This is a genomic window from Thalassospira sp. CH_XMU1458, assembly GCF_037027205.1.
Lineage (GTDB): Bacteria > Pseudomonadota > Alphaproteobacteria > Rhodospirillales > Thalassospiraceae > Thalassospira > Thalassospira tepidiphila.
Genome location: NZ_JAYMDW010000001.1, coordinates 1,213,737 through 1,232,066, shown reverse-complemented (window position 1 = coordinate 1,232,066; position 18,330 = coordinate 1,213,737). Strand labels below are relative to the sequence as shown.

The following is an 18,330-nucleotide window of genomic DNA, read 5'->3' as shown; positions in this document are numbered from 1 at the left end:
TTCTCGAACTGTTATTGGCTAGGCAAAAAAAGGCCCGATAGGCCGCTACCAAGATTTTGCCGGGCACTGTCACCTAACATTTGCTCAAATTGTTCCACTGAAGTAATTGGCTCGCCTTGCCCCCCTCTTCACCGGAAATGGTACCAATCGGAATACCCGCCAGGCTCTTCGGATACGGAGGAAATGTTCGGTCAACTTTTGAGTCGCTAGAGGTTCCGACTTGGAGATAGAACAAGTTTCCTCCGTCCCCTTCCACGACCTCACCCTCCAATGGGAAAAACGCTGGACAAAAGCACCCGAAAACCTCGCAAGCCTTTTGTGCTGTGAAATCTTGATCTGGTTTGGATCTGGTCAGCGCCGATTTAGCTTTGACCAGAGTTAGCGACATAGAAGCAGCAGTTGACCTAAAACCTTTGCCGATGTCGTTAACGTCACAACACCAGCTCGTATTCAACAAACAGCGAGCGGAAGCAGCCGCTGCCAAATCTCCCGCTTCGGGAAAAACATAGTATGTACTTTTGGGATACTTCTTCCCAATTCTCGCGAGATTGCGCCACTGAAACTTCTCAAGCTTAAACTTATCATCCTGCTTGGCCTTAAACTGGAAAATTAGCAACTTCCCGCCGATACTCAGCATCGTGTCAATTCCAGTCATTCGCTCCTGCGCCTGGGTCATTCCAAACCATTGTGGATTGCGGTTGAATGGCATAAGCGCGGCGGAAAAAGTGGCACACAATCGGACTTCAAAGCTTTTTTCAGAAAATCTCATCGCCGTCCCCCTGGAGCTATTGCTTTTTCCAATAGACGCTTGAGATTGAACTGAATTGCATTCTGATCGAACGGAGGCTCGCGCGTATCGAGTGCTCCATGCACATACAGAGGTTGACGGGCAAAGCCATTCTCAACCTGCACAATGGCCAAGATAAACTTGTCTGGTTCGTGAAGAGAGGTAATGACCTCTTGTCGCGTAATCATCACCGTGTCCGCACTATCAATCCTGCCTTTAACTTCGATAAAGCGCAGATGCCCAGTCCGAGGATCAAATGATGCGATGTCATAACCAACTTTTTGTGCGGACACATCAGTTGGAACATTGCCAAGTGCGTTCTCGGCAGCCATCACCGCATTCATTGCTGCTAGTTCGATTTCCCTCCGCGCAACAGGATCCTCTGAGAAACCTCCTGAGCCTGCCAGAGCCTCCTCGACACTCAACAAACCAGCAGGAATAACGATCATTCCTCCCCGCACGCGAGGTGGTGCCGAAGAAATGAATTTCTCCTGCTTCAATTGCTCCAGACGACGACTTAGTCTTTCGGCAAGATCTTCCGCTCTTCGTTGCGCATTTTGCCAGTTTAACCTGGTTCTCTTTCCCGCTCGCTCTTGTTCTTTGAGCTCAAAAGCACGCGCGTCCCAGTAATTGATCTCTTTCTTCAGACGTGCCTGAACCTCTGTTTCAACTTTGGCAATTTCTGGTAAACGGCGTGCTTTGATCTCTGCAACATGATCCTGCGCGAGTTCCATAGTGGCAAACCGAACAACATTTTCTTCAAGATTGTTTCGAAGCCAATCTTCGTTCAGGACGTCATCAAGCCGAGAGAGCTCTTCGTCGGTTGCAGGTCGAAGATTTAGATGCGGAGCAATCCCCGCATTTGTGACGACACCGTTCTTATCGATTGCTGCAAACTGAAGTTTTTCAGAAATGATATGAGGTTTTCCAAGCGAGGTTTCCCGTCCATCCTGGACACTGTGTTCCAACATAAACAGCGCCGACACTTCAGAGCCGGGGTCCGTATCATCAATCAGAACAGCTCCCTTTTTCATAAGATGGCCGTACTGTTCCCTGACCAAGCTAATGACCGCTTCCAACAGCGGGTGGCCAGGGCACACAAATGTTGCAACAGGTTGCTTATTGATCAGCTTTTTATCAAAACATATGCGCTCGTACTTCTTTTGTACTGGCGCAGATGTACCAACCTGTCTATCGCGCTCTCGAATTGCTAGCGGGACATGTGTTATTTCCCAACGTCCTTCTTCCCGCGATTTGATTTGTCCGCCCAGATGCTGGAACGCTTCGATAAAGAAGCTTTGGACATGATGAGGCTGCAATCTCTGCGCCTCCGCTTGCTCCATCTGTAATCTTAGTTCCTGAACCCTTGCCTCTGGCATGCTGTCGTTCGTCAACGCCCTCCGTCGAAGCAGTTCTAACAAGTGTTCTTGATCGACGGCCCCATCAATGGCGTTAAACAAACGTGCTTTAACCTCTTCTTGTTCGCCATATTGAATTGCTTCAAACAATAAGTCTCTCAGGGCAGCCCCCTCGAACAACTCTCCAAGCACATCGTAAACGCGACCGCCCAATGCCTCGCGCGCCGCTTCAAGCTTTTCAAGCAGTCGAGCGTATACTTCACCCTCCCGAGTATCCGACGCGACAAGATTCCAAAGGTGACAGACCTCGGTCTGGCCAATCCTGTGAATACGTCCGAAGCGTTGTTCGATCTTGTTGGGATTCCAAGGCAAATCGTAATTCACCATCAGATGGCCGCGCTGAAGGTTAACACCTTCGCCAGCTGCATCGTTGGCAATCAGTACGAGCATATCCCGGTCCTGCATGAACCGCTCAACAACCTTGCGCCGCTCTTCGCGGGTTACACCGCCATAGATCACTTCCACAGCGTCTGGCCGACCTAATCGCGACCTCACCTTATCGAGCAAATAATGGAGAGTGTCTTTTGGTTCAGTGAAGATAATTAGCTTTCGACGATTACCATCAGCATCAACCATCAACTCATCATCGAGAATTCGGTTTAACTGCGTCCACTTGGTGTCTTGTCCTGAACGCAGAACACCCATAGCCAGAGCCTCGAGCCCTTTCAACGTCTCAACTTCTATCTCAAGCTGTTCGACCGTTTCTGCTGTTGTTGCGCCGGTGGAAATACTGTCCTCAAGATCATCGATCTCATCTTGGCTATATTCATCAATGTTTCTCAGGATTTCATCTGAATCGAAATCCTGATCAAACCGTGACTTACGACCTTTGTGTATCAACCGAGCTTCCGAAAGCTCTGTCTCAAGCCGTTCACGACGACGTTTCAAAGATTGATAAATCGCGGCTGGAGATGACGCGAGGCGTCTTTGCAAGATTTGTAAAGCAAATCCGACATTGTTCCGCTTCTTTCCATCTTGCTCCGCAAACCGCCGGACACGGTTCATCTCGTTGCGGACATACTCAGTAACCGCGCCATATAGCTCTGCCTCTTGAGGGGAGAGATCGTATTTGACGGTATATGCACGCCTCTCGGGAAATAGCGGTCGACCATCAAACTTGAGTAGTTCCTCTTTGGTGAGCCTCCGCATCATGTCTGAGGTGTCAGCCAAGTGCACGCCATCTCGGAAGCGACCTTCAAAGCGGTCTCCGTCCAACAATGCCATGAAAAGCTGAAAGTCTTCTTCTTTGCCATTGTGCGGCGTTGCCGACATCAACAGCAGATGACGACATATCTGCCCCAGTTGCTGTCCAAGCTGGTAACGCTTGGTGAATTTGACCTCACCGCCAAAGAAGGTTGCCGACATTCGGTGAGCTTCATCACAAATGATCAAGTCCCACTCAGTTGAACTTGCAAGCTTTTCTTGCAGGTCCTCATTGCGCGCTAATACATCTAGTCGGGCAATCAATCTGTTTCGGTCATTGAATACATTCCCTGACCGTGATGTTTCGATCATATCGCGAGAGAGAATGTCGAATTCCAGACCAAACTTTTCGCCGAGCTCATCCTGCCATTGTTCCACCAAACTTCCAGGTGCCACAACTAAACAACGTTCCAGATCACTTCTCGCGACCAACTCTTTGATCAGCAAGCCCGCCATAATGGTTTTACCTGCGCCTGGATCATCGGCCAGCAAGAAGCGTAAAGGCTGACGCGGCAGCATTTCTCCATATACCGCTGATATCTGATGTGGCAGCGGATCGACAAGGCTGGTGTGTATCGCAAGATATGGGTCGAAGTAGTGAGCGAGTTTGATTCTATTGGCCTCGGTCACGAGGCGCAAAAGAGCCCCATCAGCGTCGAACGACCATAAATGTCCACGACTTTCCAAACTCAGCCGGTGCTCGTCATCGCGATAAAGTGTCGCCTCAGAAACAGAGCCTGACGTTGTGCGATAAACAACATTTACAGCTTGGTCGCCAATCCAGCTGCTGCTGATAACTTCGACAGATTGATTTGGGATTATGCCAAGGACAACTGAACCATTCCTTATAGTTTCAAGTTCAGCCAACGCTTAGTCCTCCCGCGACTCATTTTGGTAAAAGCTTTGCAGCCTTCTAACTGCTCAGCCTGAGTGTAATTCGTAGTGCATAGCTTTGCACATTGATCACAATTTTTGCGAGTATTTTATCACACTGGCAAGAGCTAGTTCTTTCCGGTGATAATGCGGAGACCTCGGAATCCAGAGTTCTATCATTAACGCCAAGAGTGTAGATATCTAGCCACAACCTCTAGACCGCGATCTCCATCTTCTAGCATAACGACCAACGGAGACCGACCATCAAACACTGGCGCATGATGTCTACCTGTCATCCAAATGAGCGCTTCCTCTTTGACTGGGAACCGATCAAAGAGACTCCTGTAGATATTCAAAACTGCAGAGACTCGCATAAGTACATCATACGGAATGACCAACCGCTCTCCTGACTTCTGCTTTCTCAACCATCTGTAGTAGGTTGACCTTGAAGGGTGTCCAAGCAACTTGACTTGGTCATTCGTACTTAATCCCCAAGCGGGAGTAATATGGCGAAACGCCTTTAACCCCGGACCACTGAGACGAGCACAGTCTTTCTCGGTAATTGAGGCCGGGAAGGATAGAGCATCACCGTTCAACGACATCGGACCACTCCACTAAGTTACTTCAAAGATTAACGAAATGTTGCTAGTGGACGTTGCTATACCAGTTTTCCAACTGAGCTTCGTCGACGTGAAGAGCCTGTAAACCCGTCTCCTCATCTTTCCGAGGGACATACAGCTTCAAGAGACCTTGATTGATTGCAGTCAGAAGCTTGCTGTAACTCAAACCCTGCTTGTTAAACTTGGCAACAGCCTGCCCCAAACGGAGTGTTTTTTTGACCTTTGGGGGCCGTTTTGCACCTGCCCTTAGATCCGCCATCCAGGAATCAACAACCTTGCGGTCGTAGAACCACTTCGGCCAACCGTCTCCATCTGGGGAATGTATCGGCGTCAAGATGTTCGTAGCACTGAGACAATACAGCACATGCTGGGATACCCCGAGCTCATCTGCCAGTTGCTTGCGATCCACAAGACGGCTTCTGGTCTCTCCGTACTCTTTGACGCTCTCACGGTGAACACAGATCATTCGGCCGTAGTTCGTATCAAATACCCTGCTTTGCAGATATTTCCGCTCCACCAGCCTTTTAAACTCTTGTTTGCCAACACCCAGCTGTTTGCGGGCAACGAACCCCGGCATGAAGGCTCTGCGATCTCTCACCTTAAACACCGCGGGGCTTCCACGCGCACTCACATAACCCGCACTCAGCCGGTTGTTCATGTAGTCCTGTAAAGCATCGAAGAGAAACCCAAGCTGAGTTCGCTGTGACACCAATGCCTTATAAAAACTCCCAAACATCTGGTGCATTACAATCATGCCGTTTGGTGCCCCCTTACCGGCACAAACATCATCTATGAAATCACAGAATCCATGTGGCCAATTCGCTAGCGCTGTGGCTACGCGCTCTACGTTTGAAACAACAATATCGCTGGTTTCTTCGTGCCACTTCTCGTCCAAATCTTCATTCTCGTGCCATAGGCGCGTCGACAAAAAAGATATCGTGCGCAGAAGAAAATATAGATCTCCATCGACCAGCTGAGCTGGCAACCGTTGCGCACTGACGTCGAACTCTGTGCCCATGAATTTGTTAGAGATCAATTGCATCAAGGCTATTACTGGGTTCGAACACTCAGTGGCTGCAGCCTTGAACTGACACCCGGGAAGGCAGGGGGCTACACGCCCCCTGTTAGAAACAACATCTTCTCCGCAGGACGGACAAGCATTCCTGAGAAGCTCTCCATGCTCTGGGCAATGAGTAACAAATTTAAGGTCCCAGAGCCCTGAAACGAAACCCTTCTCTCTCAAACACGAGAAACAGACACGCTCACTTGGCCAATAGAGGAACTGTCTCGGAATGATTTCACCTGTGGAAAGAATCACATGAGAGTTGTTACCGCGTGCACTTGTGTAGAAGGACAGAGACTTCATCTCATCCTCCGTCACACCGATGATTTTGGAGAGTTTCCCAAGCTTATCGGCAATTTTCGATTGCGCTTGGTCCGTTAGGCTCACACCAGCCAGATTTCCGATCCAGGACATCCTGGGATAACGGTTCAGCTCTGCTACACGGACAAGATAACCCATCAAGCTCTCATGCTTGATTGGTGGAGACTGGAACAAAAGCGTTTTAGAAGATGTCATGATCATCCTCCTTGCCGATGCCTTTGTCTTTTGGTGTTTTCTTTTTTCCCGGTCGGATTGTCGCTTCTCCGACATCGAACTCTACCGCCCCCAAAATCCGGACAGCTTCATGAAGATGATTTAGGCGAAGGGTTTCATCGCCTTCAAGCATCGCCAGCTCGGTCGCACAATGCACAGTCCGCATCATGTATCCAAGCAGTCCCTTGTTTTCATCAACGACATACTTGATCGCCACAGGGTCATTTAGTGCCGAGACCTCAGGCCTCGGCAAAGGCAGGTGCTTATTGAGCATGTGGAAAAAGAGAACCACGGACTTTCGTGCTTCCTCAGCATCAAGATTGAATGGCTCAATCCCGATTTTGCCATTTCTTCTCGTCTCAAGCTGAGGGTTCACAGAGAATATATTGTGAACTTCCGGCAAGCCTGCGAACACGATGGGTTTTCGAAGTATCTCTACCTGCGTCTTTAGCCAATCTGCAGCATCATATTGTCGTCGTGCACTGCCGCGGTTCGTTAGGTGCTGGAATTCGTCAAAGATCAGCAATTCAACGCCAGTCCGAACAACATAATCTTTGATCCTGAGCTCTATGTCCTGCCGTGTGCCTTTCACACTCGACAGGTCCCCCAATGCCATCAAGATGCTTGCAGCTAGATTCTTAACGGTGCAGCTTTCAGGTACGATGACAAAAAGGACCTTCTTGAACCGGCCGCTTTTGTTGTGGAAATTGCAATAGTCCTCGATGATAGAGGTCTTGCCAGCACCCGTTTCACCAACCATCGTCAGAATTCCAGGCCTAGAGGCATGTCGACCAGTTTGGTGGAAATTCGCGATCTTGGTCAGCGCATCCTGAAAGGCATCATGAGCAATCCTACGATCCCGAAATTCAGCGAGTTTGATAGCTTGTTCGTTGCTTAATCCGTTTTCGAATTCATGCATCGGCCTCACCTCCGCCCTGGTTCGGATCTCCTGCACGCGAGGTACGCCATCCCCGACGCTTTAACTCGTCCTCAAGTTCTTCTGGAGAATGGAACGGTGAAGCAAAGGTCTCATCAGAACTGACATCGTCAGCTTGCTCTTCAACGGTACGTTCAGTCTTTGGATGCGGTCCGTTGTCGTTCCCTGCTTTCTTCTCCTCACTGGTGAAACGATTGGCTGCCTTGCGTTTACGTTTCTGACGGCTCTCGATGAGCTCTTCAGCGACCTCAAACAATGACTGCCGTATCTCAAGAAAATCATCTTCCGAAACTTTCCTGAGATCCAACTTCCGTTTAAGCATCGCTTTGCGGATTAGGCGATGACGCCAAATCGACAATTGCAAAGCGTAAGTCTCATGGGTGCAGTTCACAGGAATGAACAACTTGGCTCGACTGTCCTCAACATGAATTACCGCCAGGTCTTCTGGGTCAAACTTGATCCGAACTTCCGGATTGGCAGGCTTGCCTGAAGAATTCGTCATCAAACGTTGACGGAGGATCTGCAGGCTGTGCGACTGATAGTTCAGCCCCATGATCCTGATACCAGTTCGGGTCAATTTCTTGACCTTCACTTTGAACAGCAATACGGCAACATCTTGCTGGTTCGAGATGAACCGAACAGGGTGCTCACGAACGCCATTCTGCCATTTTTCTAAAGGGAGCTTCTTGAGAGTCGAGTGCTCTGTGACTGCGTGTTCATCTACGATGAACTTCGTCAAAAGGAACTCTAGGTCCTCAATTGTTAGGCAGGCCGACTTGTCGGAATTGTAATCACCTCGTTGCTCAGGGTTAGAGAAAGTTGTCCCTGGCAGGGTATGGATCAACTTTGTATTCAATGTTCCGAAGAAACGTTCTACAGCTCCCTTGTAATGAGGGGTTCTTGCCGGATTATACTCCACTGAAATTGCAAGCTGGCTGCAACTATCCAGCAGATCTTGCGAGTGAAACTCCAAGGCATTGTCGAGCACCAAAGTGTCCATCACCCCAAAACAGGGCCAGATCGACCCAAAGTTAGCATCCGATGTGGTGCCGGGTTGAGCCTCAAATTGAGCGAGTACTTGTTTGAGATACTCTTCTTTTGGAAGGATTGCATGTTTCAAACAATGCATCACCGAAACATAGCCCGGACTGTCAAAACTAACGTAAAATCCAACGGGCATTCGGCTGTAAAGATCCAAAGCCAGGGTTAACCAAGGTCTTCCAATTACCTTTCCATCCTTGGTTCTTAGGATAATGTCCATAAGCTGATGATCAACTTGGACCATGTGCAAAGGAAACTTGGCAACGATGCCTGGTCCGACACCCGCAAACACCTTATCGGCTTGCCGTCGGCCCTTTTGTGCCGCCATCACTTCATACGGATTAAGACCTGCCAAAAAACGATAGATGCTTCTCGAGGACGGGATGTGCATTCGTCCAGCTTCGGGATAAAGCTTGTTCTCCTTCATCAGCCGACTTTTGAATAGATTAAAGACGCCAAGCTTGGTCTTGGGCGTTCGAACGAGATAGTGGTCCTCGACAACTTCCTGCAGGATCTCAAAAGACCGATTACACAGACACGTTGGCCTTCGGCCTTTGAGGTGATGCCTAGGAACCAAAGCAGTGATATTTCGGCCACCTTTGAGCCATTCGTCGTACCACCTCCAAATCGCACTAAAACTTGGAGGGATAGCTTTTCCACCTCGCTCCGCGCCCTTGATAACTTCGTTTATCGCCATGGTTAAATTACTGCTGACCAAAAGCTCTTCAACTTTGTGGATGTAACTTAGCCGCTCTCTCGCTACAGCCTTGTCACTTTCACTGAAGGCCTCAAAGCGCTTCTCGAGCTGCCCCTTAAGCGACGTGTCCATTTCAGGTATTTGCTGGTCAATAGAGGCCTCGCCCTCAACCACTTTCTCAGCCAGCTCTCGTGCAGAGATCAAAAGAGGTTTACCTGTTCGAAGACAGGTCAGGTTCAACTCGTCGGACTCGGTGTGGCAAACTACCTTGTAAACCTCTGCATCTAGACAAACTCTGGTATTTACAGGGATGTGGATCATGCTCATTTTTTGATCTCCCCTTCGTAGAACCAAACTAGACTGTCTGCTGTGATCGGTTCATTGAGATCGACGCAGAGTTTTCCCTCTGCGATATATGGCAAGACTGCTTCCAGCGCATTGTCAGCACTGACTTGCTTAGCTAGTTCACCGATTGAAATGCGATCTTGACCATTGAATGCTCGATAGATCGATAGGACTGAGTAAAGTGTCCCCCCAAGCAGCCGATACGGTTGCAGGAGCTTTACGTTCGACCAGAGCGGCTCTTTTCTGATTTGGTCTTCTGTCCAGACTTCAAAGCCGTATCCTTCCTCACGCAACATTTCACGCATGAGCTCGAGCCTCTCAAGCACACCATGTTCAAAGAGTTTCTTGACCGGCTTAACTTCTAGAATTTTGCGTCCGGTTCTGGTTAGAACCTCGATATCTGGGTAGTAAAAGCGACTTCTGCCGTTGCATTCGTAAATGAACCGAAATGGCTGCGCCTTGTACTTCACCACCTCAGGCAACACATCAAGTACCCGCATGCAATCACGCTCTAATTGTGACTCCCACGCTACCTGTCTCCGGTTTTTCCTGCTGTAAAAATATCCTACAACACGACCTTTACTCCGGGTGACAACCCGGCGTGCTGGTTCATACATTTTCATCTCCTTTAGCCAAAGTTAGGCAAAGTGATCCTGTTGCGTGATTGACACGCAGTGCTTGCCTGATAGGGGGAAACGTGCTAAAGGAGAAAAATCCTACTAATCCTCGCTTATGCGACGTAACCAACCGCTTCAGACATTCTGTGGCGGTTTTTGCGTTTGGAGCTCCCAACTGGTTTCTGTTGGGTTGAAATGATTCCGATTTGTTAACAATCGGTCAATGTCTGGTCCGAGGATTTATCAACTGAAGTTCGGACACCCCCGCTCAGACAGCAGCTCAGAATGTTCTATCCTGCAAAATTTCTGAAAGAGGTGCTTTACATTCTGACGCGCGCACAACAAATAGAGCGTCATGACTTTGCCTGTCATAATCCCACCGTAAGAGAGTGATTATTACATTGAAAAGGATGTATCCGTCTCTTTAGCGATCGGCTGCAAACCTGATCAGACAGCCCTTAATTGAGCGGCTACAATGTCACTTAGTTCAGTGACATTTTTTTCTGCGAACAACTACCCGAACGCCATCTCTGCGCGTTTTATTCAAAACTGAGTGGAGGACTCGGGCGAGCTCATAGAGCGAACGGCCGGCGTTCTCAAGCGAGAAATTTCGAGCGGCAAACCAGTTATTATTAGGTACTCTCTGGCACCAAACTGGCTTCTAACTCGCGACAACCATCAGTTGGAATAGACAGGAGAGGGGCATTGTCGAGTGCCAGTTTCATCATTTCCGGCGAGAATTTCATCTTCTCTGGCGAAAATTTCAACTTTTGTGGCACTCGACTGTCACGTGCCACAAAAGCTGACATTCAACTTCTTGCGAAATCAACGCCTTAACATTTTAGATTGCCAGATAAGTTGTCATCGATTGTCACAAAAGGTGACAAAAATCTGCAGAATTGACAGAAAAGCTGACAATTCTCTTAAATGCTGTAGCCAGTGCTGTTTCATAGCCAAACATCACTGGAATCAGCGTATAGCCGTGTAAACCTGAGACCGCTTCTCCCTATATGCCAGCGCGCCGAAGTCTTAATGCATTGGCAATGACAGACACCGAAGACAAGCTCATGGCTGCAGCGGCAAACATGGGCGAGATAAGAATGCCAAAGAACGGATAAAGTAGCCCTGCGGCAACCGGGACACCTGCTGCATTGTAAATCATCGCAAAGAAGAGGTTTTGTCGGATATTGCGCATGGTTGTTTCCGAGAGGTCGCGGGCGCGAACAATCCCGCTCAGGTCACCTTTGACAAGAGTGAATCCTGCACTCTCGATTGCAACATCCGCCCCCGTACCCATCGCAATTCCGACGTCGGCCTGCGCAAGTGCGGGGGCATCGTTAACACCGTCACCCGCCATCGCGACTTGATGACCTTTATCTTTTAGCTCTTTGATTAAATTGGCCTTATCTTCCGGTGAGACATCGGCCCGGATATCGGTAATCGAGAGTTTACTGCCAACAGCTTTTGCTGTTCGTTGATTGTCGCCAGTAGCCATGACAATTTTGAAGCCCTGCTTTTTCAATGCGGCCAGGGCATCCGATGTTGTTTGCTTTATCGGATCGGCAACGGAAATGAGCCCAGCGATCTTTCCATCAATAACGACATGCATTACCGTCTCCCCCATATCTCGCCGATCATTTGCTATTTTATCAACAGCAGAATGATCGATATTGAGAGTCTGAAGGAGTTTGCTATTACCTAGGGCAACCGACTTGCCACCCACCTTTCCGGTGACGCCCTGACCGGTTACAGCTTCAAATTCCTCTGCCTTATCAAGGGACAATCCGCGCTCCTGAGCAGCACTGACAATGGCGTCAGCCAATGGATGTTCGGATCCCTTTTCCAGCGCCGCAGCGACAGAAAGAACTTCCTCCTCCTGAAAATCTGGTTGGGCGATTACACCTGCAAGTTTTGGTTTACCCTCTGTCAAAGTCCCGGTTTTATCGACAATGAGCACATCGATCTTCGCAAATCGCTCCAAGGCCTCTGCATTTTTAATGAGCACACCAATTTGTGCACCACGGCCGGTCGCTGTCATGATTGACATCGGCGTTGCCAAACCAAGGGCGCAGGGACACGCAATGATCAGAACAGCAACCGCTGCGACAAGCCCGTATGACAATGACGGATCGGGCCCCCAGATGGCCCAAGCGACGAAGGCGATCAAAGCAACCAGGATAACAGCAGGCACAAACTTGCCTGCAACCGTGTCTGCAACCTTTTGGATTGGCGCTTTGCTTCGCTGAGCATGGGAGACCATATCAACGATTTGGCTCAAGACAGTATCTTTGCCAACCCGTTTGGCCAGGATGATCAGGCTGCCATTTCCGTTGATTGTTGCTCCGGTGACATCGTCATCTGGATTTTTTTCAATTGGAACGGGTTCACCCGAAATCATGGATTCATCAACTGACGACCGTCCTTCAACGACAACGCCATCGACAGGTATCTTGTCACCTGGGCGAACCCTCAAACGCATTCCGACGGTTACATCCTCAAGAGGAACTTCTCGTTCAGAACCATCATCTTCAATAATGCGGGCTGTTTTCGCAGCAAGACCCAATAACGCTTTGATTGCCGAGCCGGTTCGTTCCCGAGCCCCCAATTCCATTAGTTGGCCAAGAAGCACAAGGACAACGATGACAGCTGCAGCTTCGAAATACACACCGACATGTCCCTGTGCGTCTCTGAAGCCATCAGGAAAAATACCCGGAGAAATCACTGCGACGACGCTAAATATATAAGCTGCGCTAACGCCCATCCCGATCAAGGTGAACATGTTGAGAGAACGGTTCACCACAGAATGCCATCCACGAACCATGAATGGGAAGCCGGACCACAGGACAACAGGCGTTCCGAGAACCAACTCCACCCAAAGAGTAACGCGTTCTCCAATCATTTCCCGGATGAAACCCAAACCAACAAACGGCCCCATCGTTAGGACAATCAGCGGCACCGTAAGAGCTGCGCCTAACCAGAATCTCTTTTTGAAATCCCGAATCTCGGGGTTTGGTGCGTCATTTTCTGTTGGCATATCCATCGGTTCCAGTGCCATTCCGCAGATCGGACAGGAACCAGGTTCGGATCGTATGATCTCTGGATGCATCGGGCAGGTGTAGCGACCCGAAGTCGATGACGAAGCGCTGTTTGCAGCAGATGTCTCTTCCTCTGAGGACAATACGCTCTCAGGAGAGCTATCGAACTTGCCCTTACATTTCTGCGAACAGAAATAATATGTCTCACTGCCGTACCGAGAGCGTGGTGTATCGGCATCCACCGTGACCGACATACCGCAAACAGGATCCGTCGACTGTCCTGATTGATCAGACATTTTGTGATTATACTGGTGCTTCTTATGATGATGATCAGACATGGTCTGCTTCCTGCTGTTATGCTGCAATGTCACTGCGGATAATCAATGTTCTGAGTGATCGTGACTGTGCGCCTTGGCCGATTGGTTTATCCAGTTTGACAGGAACCAACGTTCAAAAATGAACACAGCAACGATCATCAAAGTTGCAATGAGAACAATGGATGGGTCGCTTTGCAATTTCATGCCGGCGAAAACGAGCAGCACGATGATGTCAAAGACAATTGCTGTAATCATTACAAAGCCGCGTGCTCCTATTTCTTGTCGTAGGTACTTAAAGCATCCCCAGTGGATGAGCACATCCATGACCAGATAGAAAAACACGCCAAGTGAAGCGATCCGGCTTAAATCAAAAAAGATTGTCAACAGCGCTGCCACGACAACCGTGTAAACAAGTGTGTGGTCTTTGATTGAACCCGACATTCCAAAATGACTATGCGGGATCATCTCCATATCGGTCAGCATCGCGAGCATTCTTGACACCGCAAACACGCTTGCTAGCAAACCGGACGCCGTCGCAACGACTGCGAGCAGCACAGTCAGATAAAATCCGATGGGCCCCAATGCTGGCTGTGCAGCTTGGGCGAGGGCATAGTCTTTGGCTTTTATCAGTTCGTCCAAGTCAAGGCTTGAACCAACAGCAAGCGCCACGAGAATATATACGACAACGCAAATCAGGATTGAGAACGTAATCGCACGACCCACATTCTTATGAGGGCTCACGATTTCAGCACCACTGTTTGTGATCGTTGTGAACCCTTTGAAGGCCAGAATTGAAAGAGCAATTGATGCGACAAAACCGGCCAATGGAAAGCTCGCGCCGTCGGGTGATGACGGCTCGAACGAGTATCCACCAGCCCACAGCGCTGCAATTGCAAACAATGCAATGCCGCCGATCTTCAACGCGGCCATGACCATTGAAAACAGGCCAACCGATTTGTTGCCAGCTCTGTTAACAGCATATGCAAAAATTATCAGGCAAACACCCAATACCGGTATAAGAACTTCAAGCTCTGTCAGGTCAAACGCCCGCAAAACATAGGTTCCAAATGTTCTTGCGACCAAACTCTCGTTGATGACCATCGAAAAGGCCATCAGCAATGCTGCGCCGCCTGCTATGGCTCCCGGCCCGTATGCTTTTTGGAGGATCATTCCGATCCCGCCTGCAGACGGGAAAGCATTGGACATCTTGATGTAGGTATATGCGCTAAAAGCAGTGACAAGTGCGCCAAACAGGAACGACAACGGGAACCACTTTCCTGCAAGTTCGGCAATTTGTCCGGTCAAAGCAAAAATTCCTGCTCCGATCATAACACCGGTGCCCATGGATATGGCGCCAAGGAGCGAGATACTGTTTTTCTTGTATTCTGCCTGATGATCCATTCCTGCCTCACATTTGGTGTTTTTGGTACGCGATGCCGTTTGCTTCTTGCAGCTCGCGTATATAACGAATGATCCGTGCTACCTGTTCCGAACTGACCTGAGGCTGGGCTGGCATATCGCCAAAGGGCCAGTGATGTTGTTTTGCCCCGTTTTGAACAGCTAGATAGAATGCGCGATCTGAATGATGTCCCGGATTGTAGATTCTGTGCATCAGCGGCGGGCCTTGCTCTGTGCCTGTTGCATTGCCTCCGTGACAAGCAGCACAGTTCATATCGAAAAGCTGGTTTCCTACCATGGCTTCCTTGCTGAAACTGGGGAGCGCAATCCCGCTATCAGTCAGTTCAAGATCTTTGATGTCATCTTTCCCGGGCAGAAACGAATTCAGGGTCATGGCGATGATCCCTACTGCGAAAAAACCGATAACCAAATACTTTGGCCAATTGATTTGTTTTTTCATTTTCTTCGGGCCTTTGTTTTATGCGTATGTATCAAATATTCGAAGACACGTGAGACCAAGGGAACTAGTCAACCCTGGTCCTGTTGCTGCCGCCTATTGATTTCGCTGAACTAGCTTGGCGATACGTGAGTTTGTCGGCTAATTGCGCTGCCATCGACATAGGTATCTGGCGACACTTCAAATTTCGAACGACAGGTGTCTGAACAGAAGTAGAATACTTCACCGCCATAAATGGCTGTTTTGGCGATGCGCGGATCGACAGTTTTATGACAAACCGGGTCAACGGCGGACTGAGGGTGCTCCCATCGGATTGCCTCAGCCTGACCGTCCGCTTGTTTCTTATTGTGGGTGTGCTTTTTGTGCCCAAACATGTGAGCACCGCAACCAAAGCGCATCATCAATATGATGAAGGCTCCCCAAAGCAACCAACTGAGAATATTTTCCATTTCTCTTCGCCATCCCATAAATACCTTTAGGTATGACTGTTCCGTCTGAAAGCAGCATGGTGCAGAACACCAAGGCTCAATCTGTACGCATGCCATCGGCAGGTGCAGAACCCAGAACAGTTATTCGCTATTTGTTCGGGAGGATCAGGATATGGGAGGCTGGAAAATCCATGACCGAGATACCGGCTGAAGGGACACTTCTTCTATCCCGTTCTGTACATGGGAAAACTCGGAAACCGGTAGGATAATCTCGGTAAGGACCGCTGATGTGGAGTGACAAGAAACCTGAGGGCAGCACGAAGCCAGGTCATGCTGGTGTTCAACGTCAAAACCATTGAGTTCTGCAGAATGCGCAGGAAAAGATCCAGTCGACGCGACTGCAATATGGGGAGCAAGCATAATAGCGCTCATCCCGACGAGCAGGATCAGTACGGCGCGTATTAGTGCTTGCTGTGCATTCATTGATCAAACTTCCTTTGGGCAGTAACGTAACACTTATGCCCTTAAATATCGAGTTACGTTGACCTACCTCAATTAAGGGGACGTTTTTTTTAACCGACTTCAGACAGAACCGTTACATCTGCAAGCCGGTTGTCCGTACTGTTGATTTCCTTTGAGATGTAAGGTTTGATTTCGGAGTATCTGACGTGAGCATCGGCTTGCGCCTGATAGTAGCGAAAGAGCTCTTTTAGCGGAGCGCCCATGTCTTTGTATGCAGTTAATACTGCGATTAGAGCCCCGAGCGTGAGATCGCCTTTTATCACCAGATACCCTCCAATTGTGTAAAAGAAGAAGGGCGTCATCTGTGATATGAAATTGTTTAAAGACTTCATGGCGAACTTGTTCTTGTGGATAGAGAGACGAAGGTCGTGAAGTCGCTTGTATGACCCGTAAATATCCCGGGCACCTGGCTGGTTATCGTTTGAGATGTTCCCTATCTTCTCGCCGAGAACTCTGACTTCCTTCAGCCGCGTTCGAGACAAAGCATTAATTTTCTTCTGGAATCTGGGGATGACAAAAATCTGAAGCGGCAACAGTGCGGTTGCGGCGATGCCCAAAACCAAATCTTGCACGAGCATGAAAGTCAGAATCGTCAGGAATGTACCGCCTTGTAACAAAGGCAGCACAATCGACTCTGCAGCATATCCAGCTACGGGCTCTACCTCCTGCACAATAACCGGAATCAATTCCCCTCCTTTGGGGGATGGCTTTCGAAAGCTGAATTTTGAAATATCAAGCCGTAGGCGGCGTGACATGTGTTCTGCCAGCGCACCGGATTGCAAATTAACCTGATATTTCAGCCAGCCATGCACGCCAATCGCCAATAAAAAAAGCAGACAGAGAGTAAGTAAAGCCATCGTTTGAGAGAACTCCATTCCTAAATAGGTAACTGGAAAATGTCCTGACTCAATGGCGTTGTTGATGATCAACTTCGGAAGCTCGAGGCTCATGTAAAGAGCCGGCAAAGAGGCCGTCGCCAGTAGCCCCAGTTTTATCTGCCGCTTCCATGAAGCTCTGAATATGTACTGCAGGAGCGCTGTTCCGCTCTTTGCCGAGGGCTTTTGAGCCTGTTGCGCAAGAACAGATCTGCGGCGTCTTAAAGCCCTGTATCCCGTCGCGCTGAGAATAATAATTAGCGCAACCGGCACCCCAAACACCACCAAATGGAATACAAGATGAACCCACCAGTGTGCATCGCTTGATATGTAGTGCGTCAAGCGATGCCCCATATCGTGGACGATTTCCATCATTGTAGTTAGGTTCCTTGAGAAGGTTCGGCAAAACAGACAGGGAGGAAAGTCCTCCCTGTCGTGTGATGCTTAGAAAAGAAGGCGGAGACCGGTTACGAGGTAAGTTGCCTCGTAATCTTCGCCGTCATCTTTTGCAAAGTCTGCGGTTTTGCCGAGTTTCCGCTCATAGGCAACCCCGATATACGGTGCAACGGCACGGTCGATGAGGTCATAGCTAAGCCGCAGTCCGATCTCTGCGCTTGAAAACCCGCGTCCGACCTCAATCTCGCGATCGTCAGAGAACGCAGCATTCAGCTCAAGCGAAGGTGTGAGGATTAAACGATTGGTCAGCAAGCCTTCATACTCAACATCAAGCCGCGCACTGCCGTCTCCGGTCTCGCTGACAAACAGATCAGCGTCGACTTCAAACCATTGAGGAGCAAGCCCCATGATTCCAACGGTTCCATACCAACGATCTGTTGTGCTTGGCGTATCCAGACGAATACCGGCTTTGGCATCGAAAAAGTCGCTGATTGGTGTTTGCAGGACCAGTCTGTTCTCGAAGTTTTCGTAAAGGTCGTTTTTGAGATCACGCTCGCCTTCGCCTTGCCAACGTAACTTCAGTTCATCGGTGCCAACAAATGCATCACCATCCCAAACGAAAAGATTTTCCCCTTCGTCACCAGAGCGGTATTCAAACTGCTCCATTTGAATGCCATAAAAGATGTGATTGTCTGCTTTGGCAGTGAACGAGAAGGACAGGATCGTGGAAAGAACACCACCACCAATCGCGGCCAAAGTTAGTGTTT

General features: G+C 49.2%; 13 protein-coding genes. All 13 read right to left on the bottom strand.

Going from position 1 to position 18,330, the window contains the following annotated elements; translation table 11 throughout:
• Nucleotides 1-73 precede the first annotated feature (73 nt).
• Nucleotides 74-769: a hypothetical protein gene (locus WBY09_RS05575; protein WP_336232203.1), complete on the bottom strand. Its 696-nt coding sequence runs from the start codon at nucleotides 767-769 to the stop codon at nucleotides 74-76.
• Nucleotides 766-4,275, bottom strand: coding sequence for a protein NO VEIN domain-containing protein (locus WBY09_RS05570; RefSeq protein WP_336232202.1), 3,510 nt, complete (start codon nucleotides 4,273-4,275; stop codon nucleotides 766-768). The genes WBY09_RS05575 and WBY09_RS05570 overlap by 4 nt, the downstream gene beginning before the upstream one ends.
• A 185-nt stretch (nucleotides 4,276-4,460) precedes the next feature.
• Complete coding sequence (locus WBY09_RS19900; RefSeq protein ID WP_443082656.1) at nucleotides 4,461-4,655, bottom strand: antitoxin Xre/MbcA/ParS toxin-binding domain-containing protein; 195 nt, start codon at nucleotides 4,653-4,655, stop codon at nucleotides 4,461-4,463.
• A 271-nt stretch (nucleotides 4,656-4,926) separates the two neighbouring features.
• Nucleotides 4,927-6,480 (bottom strand): TniQ family protein, encoded by a 1,554-nt coding sequence (locus WBY09_RS05565; RefSeq protein ID WP_336232201.1) that lies wholly within the window; start codon nucleotides 6,478-6,480, stop codon nucleotides 4,927-4,929.
• The gene (locus tag WBY09_RS05560) at nucleotides 6,467-7,417 is read right to left on the bottom strand and encodes a TniB family NTP-binding protein (RefSeq protein ID WP_336232200.1); all 951 of its coding nucleotides are present in this window, start codon (nucleotides 7,415-7,417) and stop codon (nucleotides 6,467-6,469) included. The genes WBY09_RS05565 and WBY09_RS05560 overlap by 14 nt, the downstream gene beginning before the upstream one ends.
• Nucleotides 7,410-9,500, bottom strand: coding sequence for a Mu transposase C-terminal domain-containing protein (locus WBY09_RS05555; protein WP_336232199.1), 2,091 nt, complete (start codon nucleotides 9,498-9,500; stop codon nucleotides 7,410-7,412). Before WBY09_RS05555 ends, WBY09_RS05560 begins: the two co-directional genes overlap by 8 nt.
• Nucleotides 9,497-10,135 (bottom strand): TnsA endonuclease N-terminal domain-containing protein, encoded by a 639-nt coding sequence (locus tag WBY09_RS05550; RefSeq protein WP_336232198.1) that lies wholly within the window; start codon nucleotides 10,133-10,135, stop codon nucleotides 9,497-9,499. The genes WBY09_RS05555 and WBY09_RS05550 overlap by 4 nt, the downstream gene beginning before the upstream one ends.
• A 1,006-nt stretch (nucleotides 10,136-11,141) precedes the next feature.
• Complete coding sequence (locus WBY09_RS05545; protein ID WP_287455979.1) at nucleotides 11,142-13,508, bottom strand: heavy metal translocating P-type ATPase; 2,367 nt, start codon at nucleotides 13,506-13,508, stop codon at nucleotides 11,142-11,144.
• Nucleotides 13,509-13,550: 42 nt separating this feature from the next.
• On the bottom strand, nucleotides 13,551-14,888 hold the full coding sequence (locus WBY09_RS05540) for an APC family permease (protein ID WP_068518364.1): 1,338 nt from the start codon (nucleotides 14,886-14,888) through the stop codon (nucleotides 13,551-13,553).
• Nucleotides 14,889-14,895: 7 nt separating this feature from the next.
• Nucleotides 14,896-15,345 (bottom strand): c-type cytochrome, encoded by a 450-nt coding sequence (locus WBY09_RS05535; protein ID WP_064781638.1) that lies wholly within the window; start codon nucleotides 15,343-15,345, stop codon nucleotides 14,896-14,898.
• Nucleotides 15,346-15,455: 110 nt separating this feature from the next.
• Complete coding sequence (locus tag WBY09_RS05530) at nucleotides 15,456-15,791, bottom strand: YHS domain-containing protein (protein WP_064781637.1); 336 nt, start codon at nucleotides 15,789-15,791, stop codon at nucleotides 15,456-15,458.
• Between the two features lie 551 nt (nucleotides 15,792-16,342).
• Nucleotides 16,343-17,542 (bottom strand): ABC transporter ATP-binding protein, encoded by a 1,200-nt coding sequence (locus tag WBY09_RS05525; RefSeq protein WP_064781636.1) that lies wholly within the window; start codon nucleotides 17,540-17,542, stop codon nucleotides 16,343-16,345.
• A 69-nt stretch (nucleotides 17,543-17,611) separates the two neighbouring features.
• Nucleotides 17,612-18,319, bottom strand: coding sequence for a copper resistance protein B (locus tag WBY09_RS05520; protein WP_246879250.1), 708 nt, complete (start codon nucleotides 18,317-18,319; stop codon nucleotides 17,612-17,614).
• Nucleotides 18,320-18,330 lie beyond the last annotated feature (11 nt).

Coding starts and splice junctions, on each gene's coding strand:
- WBY09_RS05575 (WP_336232203.1), bottom strand. CDS start 769: ATGAGATTTTCTGAAAAAAGCTTTGAAGTCCGATTGTGTGCCACTTTT.
- WBY09_RS19900 (WP_443082656.1), bottom strand. CDS start 4,655: ATGCGAGTCTCTGCAGTTTTGAATATCTACAGGAGTCTCTTTGATCGG.
- WBY09_RS05565 (WP_336232201.1), bottom strand. CDS start 6,480: ATGACATCTTCTAAAACGCTTTTGTTCCAGTCTCCACCAATCAAGCAT.
- WBY09_RS05560 (WP_336232200.1), bottom strand. CDS start 7,417: ATGCATGAATTCGAAAACGGATTAAGCAACGAACAAGCTATCAAACTC.
- WBY09_RS05555 (WP_336232199.1), bottom strand. CDS start 9,500: ATGAGCATGATCCACATCCCTGTAAATACCAGAGTTTGTCTAGATGCA.
- WBY09_RS05550 (WP_336232198.1), bottom strand. CDS start 10,135: ATGTATGAACCAGCACGCCGGGTTGTCACCCGGAGTAAAGGTCGTGTT.
- WBY09_RS05545 (WP_287455979.1), bottom strand. CDS start 13,508: ATGTCTGATCATCATCATAAGAAGCACCAGTATAATCACAAAATGTCT.
- WBY09_RS05540 (WP_068518364.1), bottom strand. CDS start 14,888: ATGGATCATCAGGCAGAATACAAGAAAAACAGTATCTCGCTCCTTGGC.
- WBY09_RS05535 (WP_064781638.1), bottom strand. CDS start 15,345: ATGAAAAAACAAATCAATTGGCCAAAGTATTTGGTTATCGGTTTTTTC.
- WBY09_RS05530 (WP_064781637.1), bottom strand. CDS start 15,791: ATGGAAAATATTCTCAGTTGGTTGCTTTGGGGAGCCTTCATCATATTG.
- WBY09_RS05525 (WP_064781636.1), bottom strand. CDS start 17,542: ATGATGGAAATCGTCCACGATATGGGGCATCGCTTGACGCACTACATA.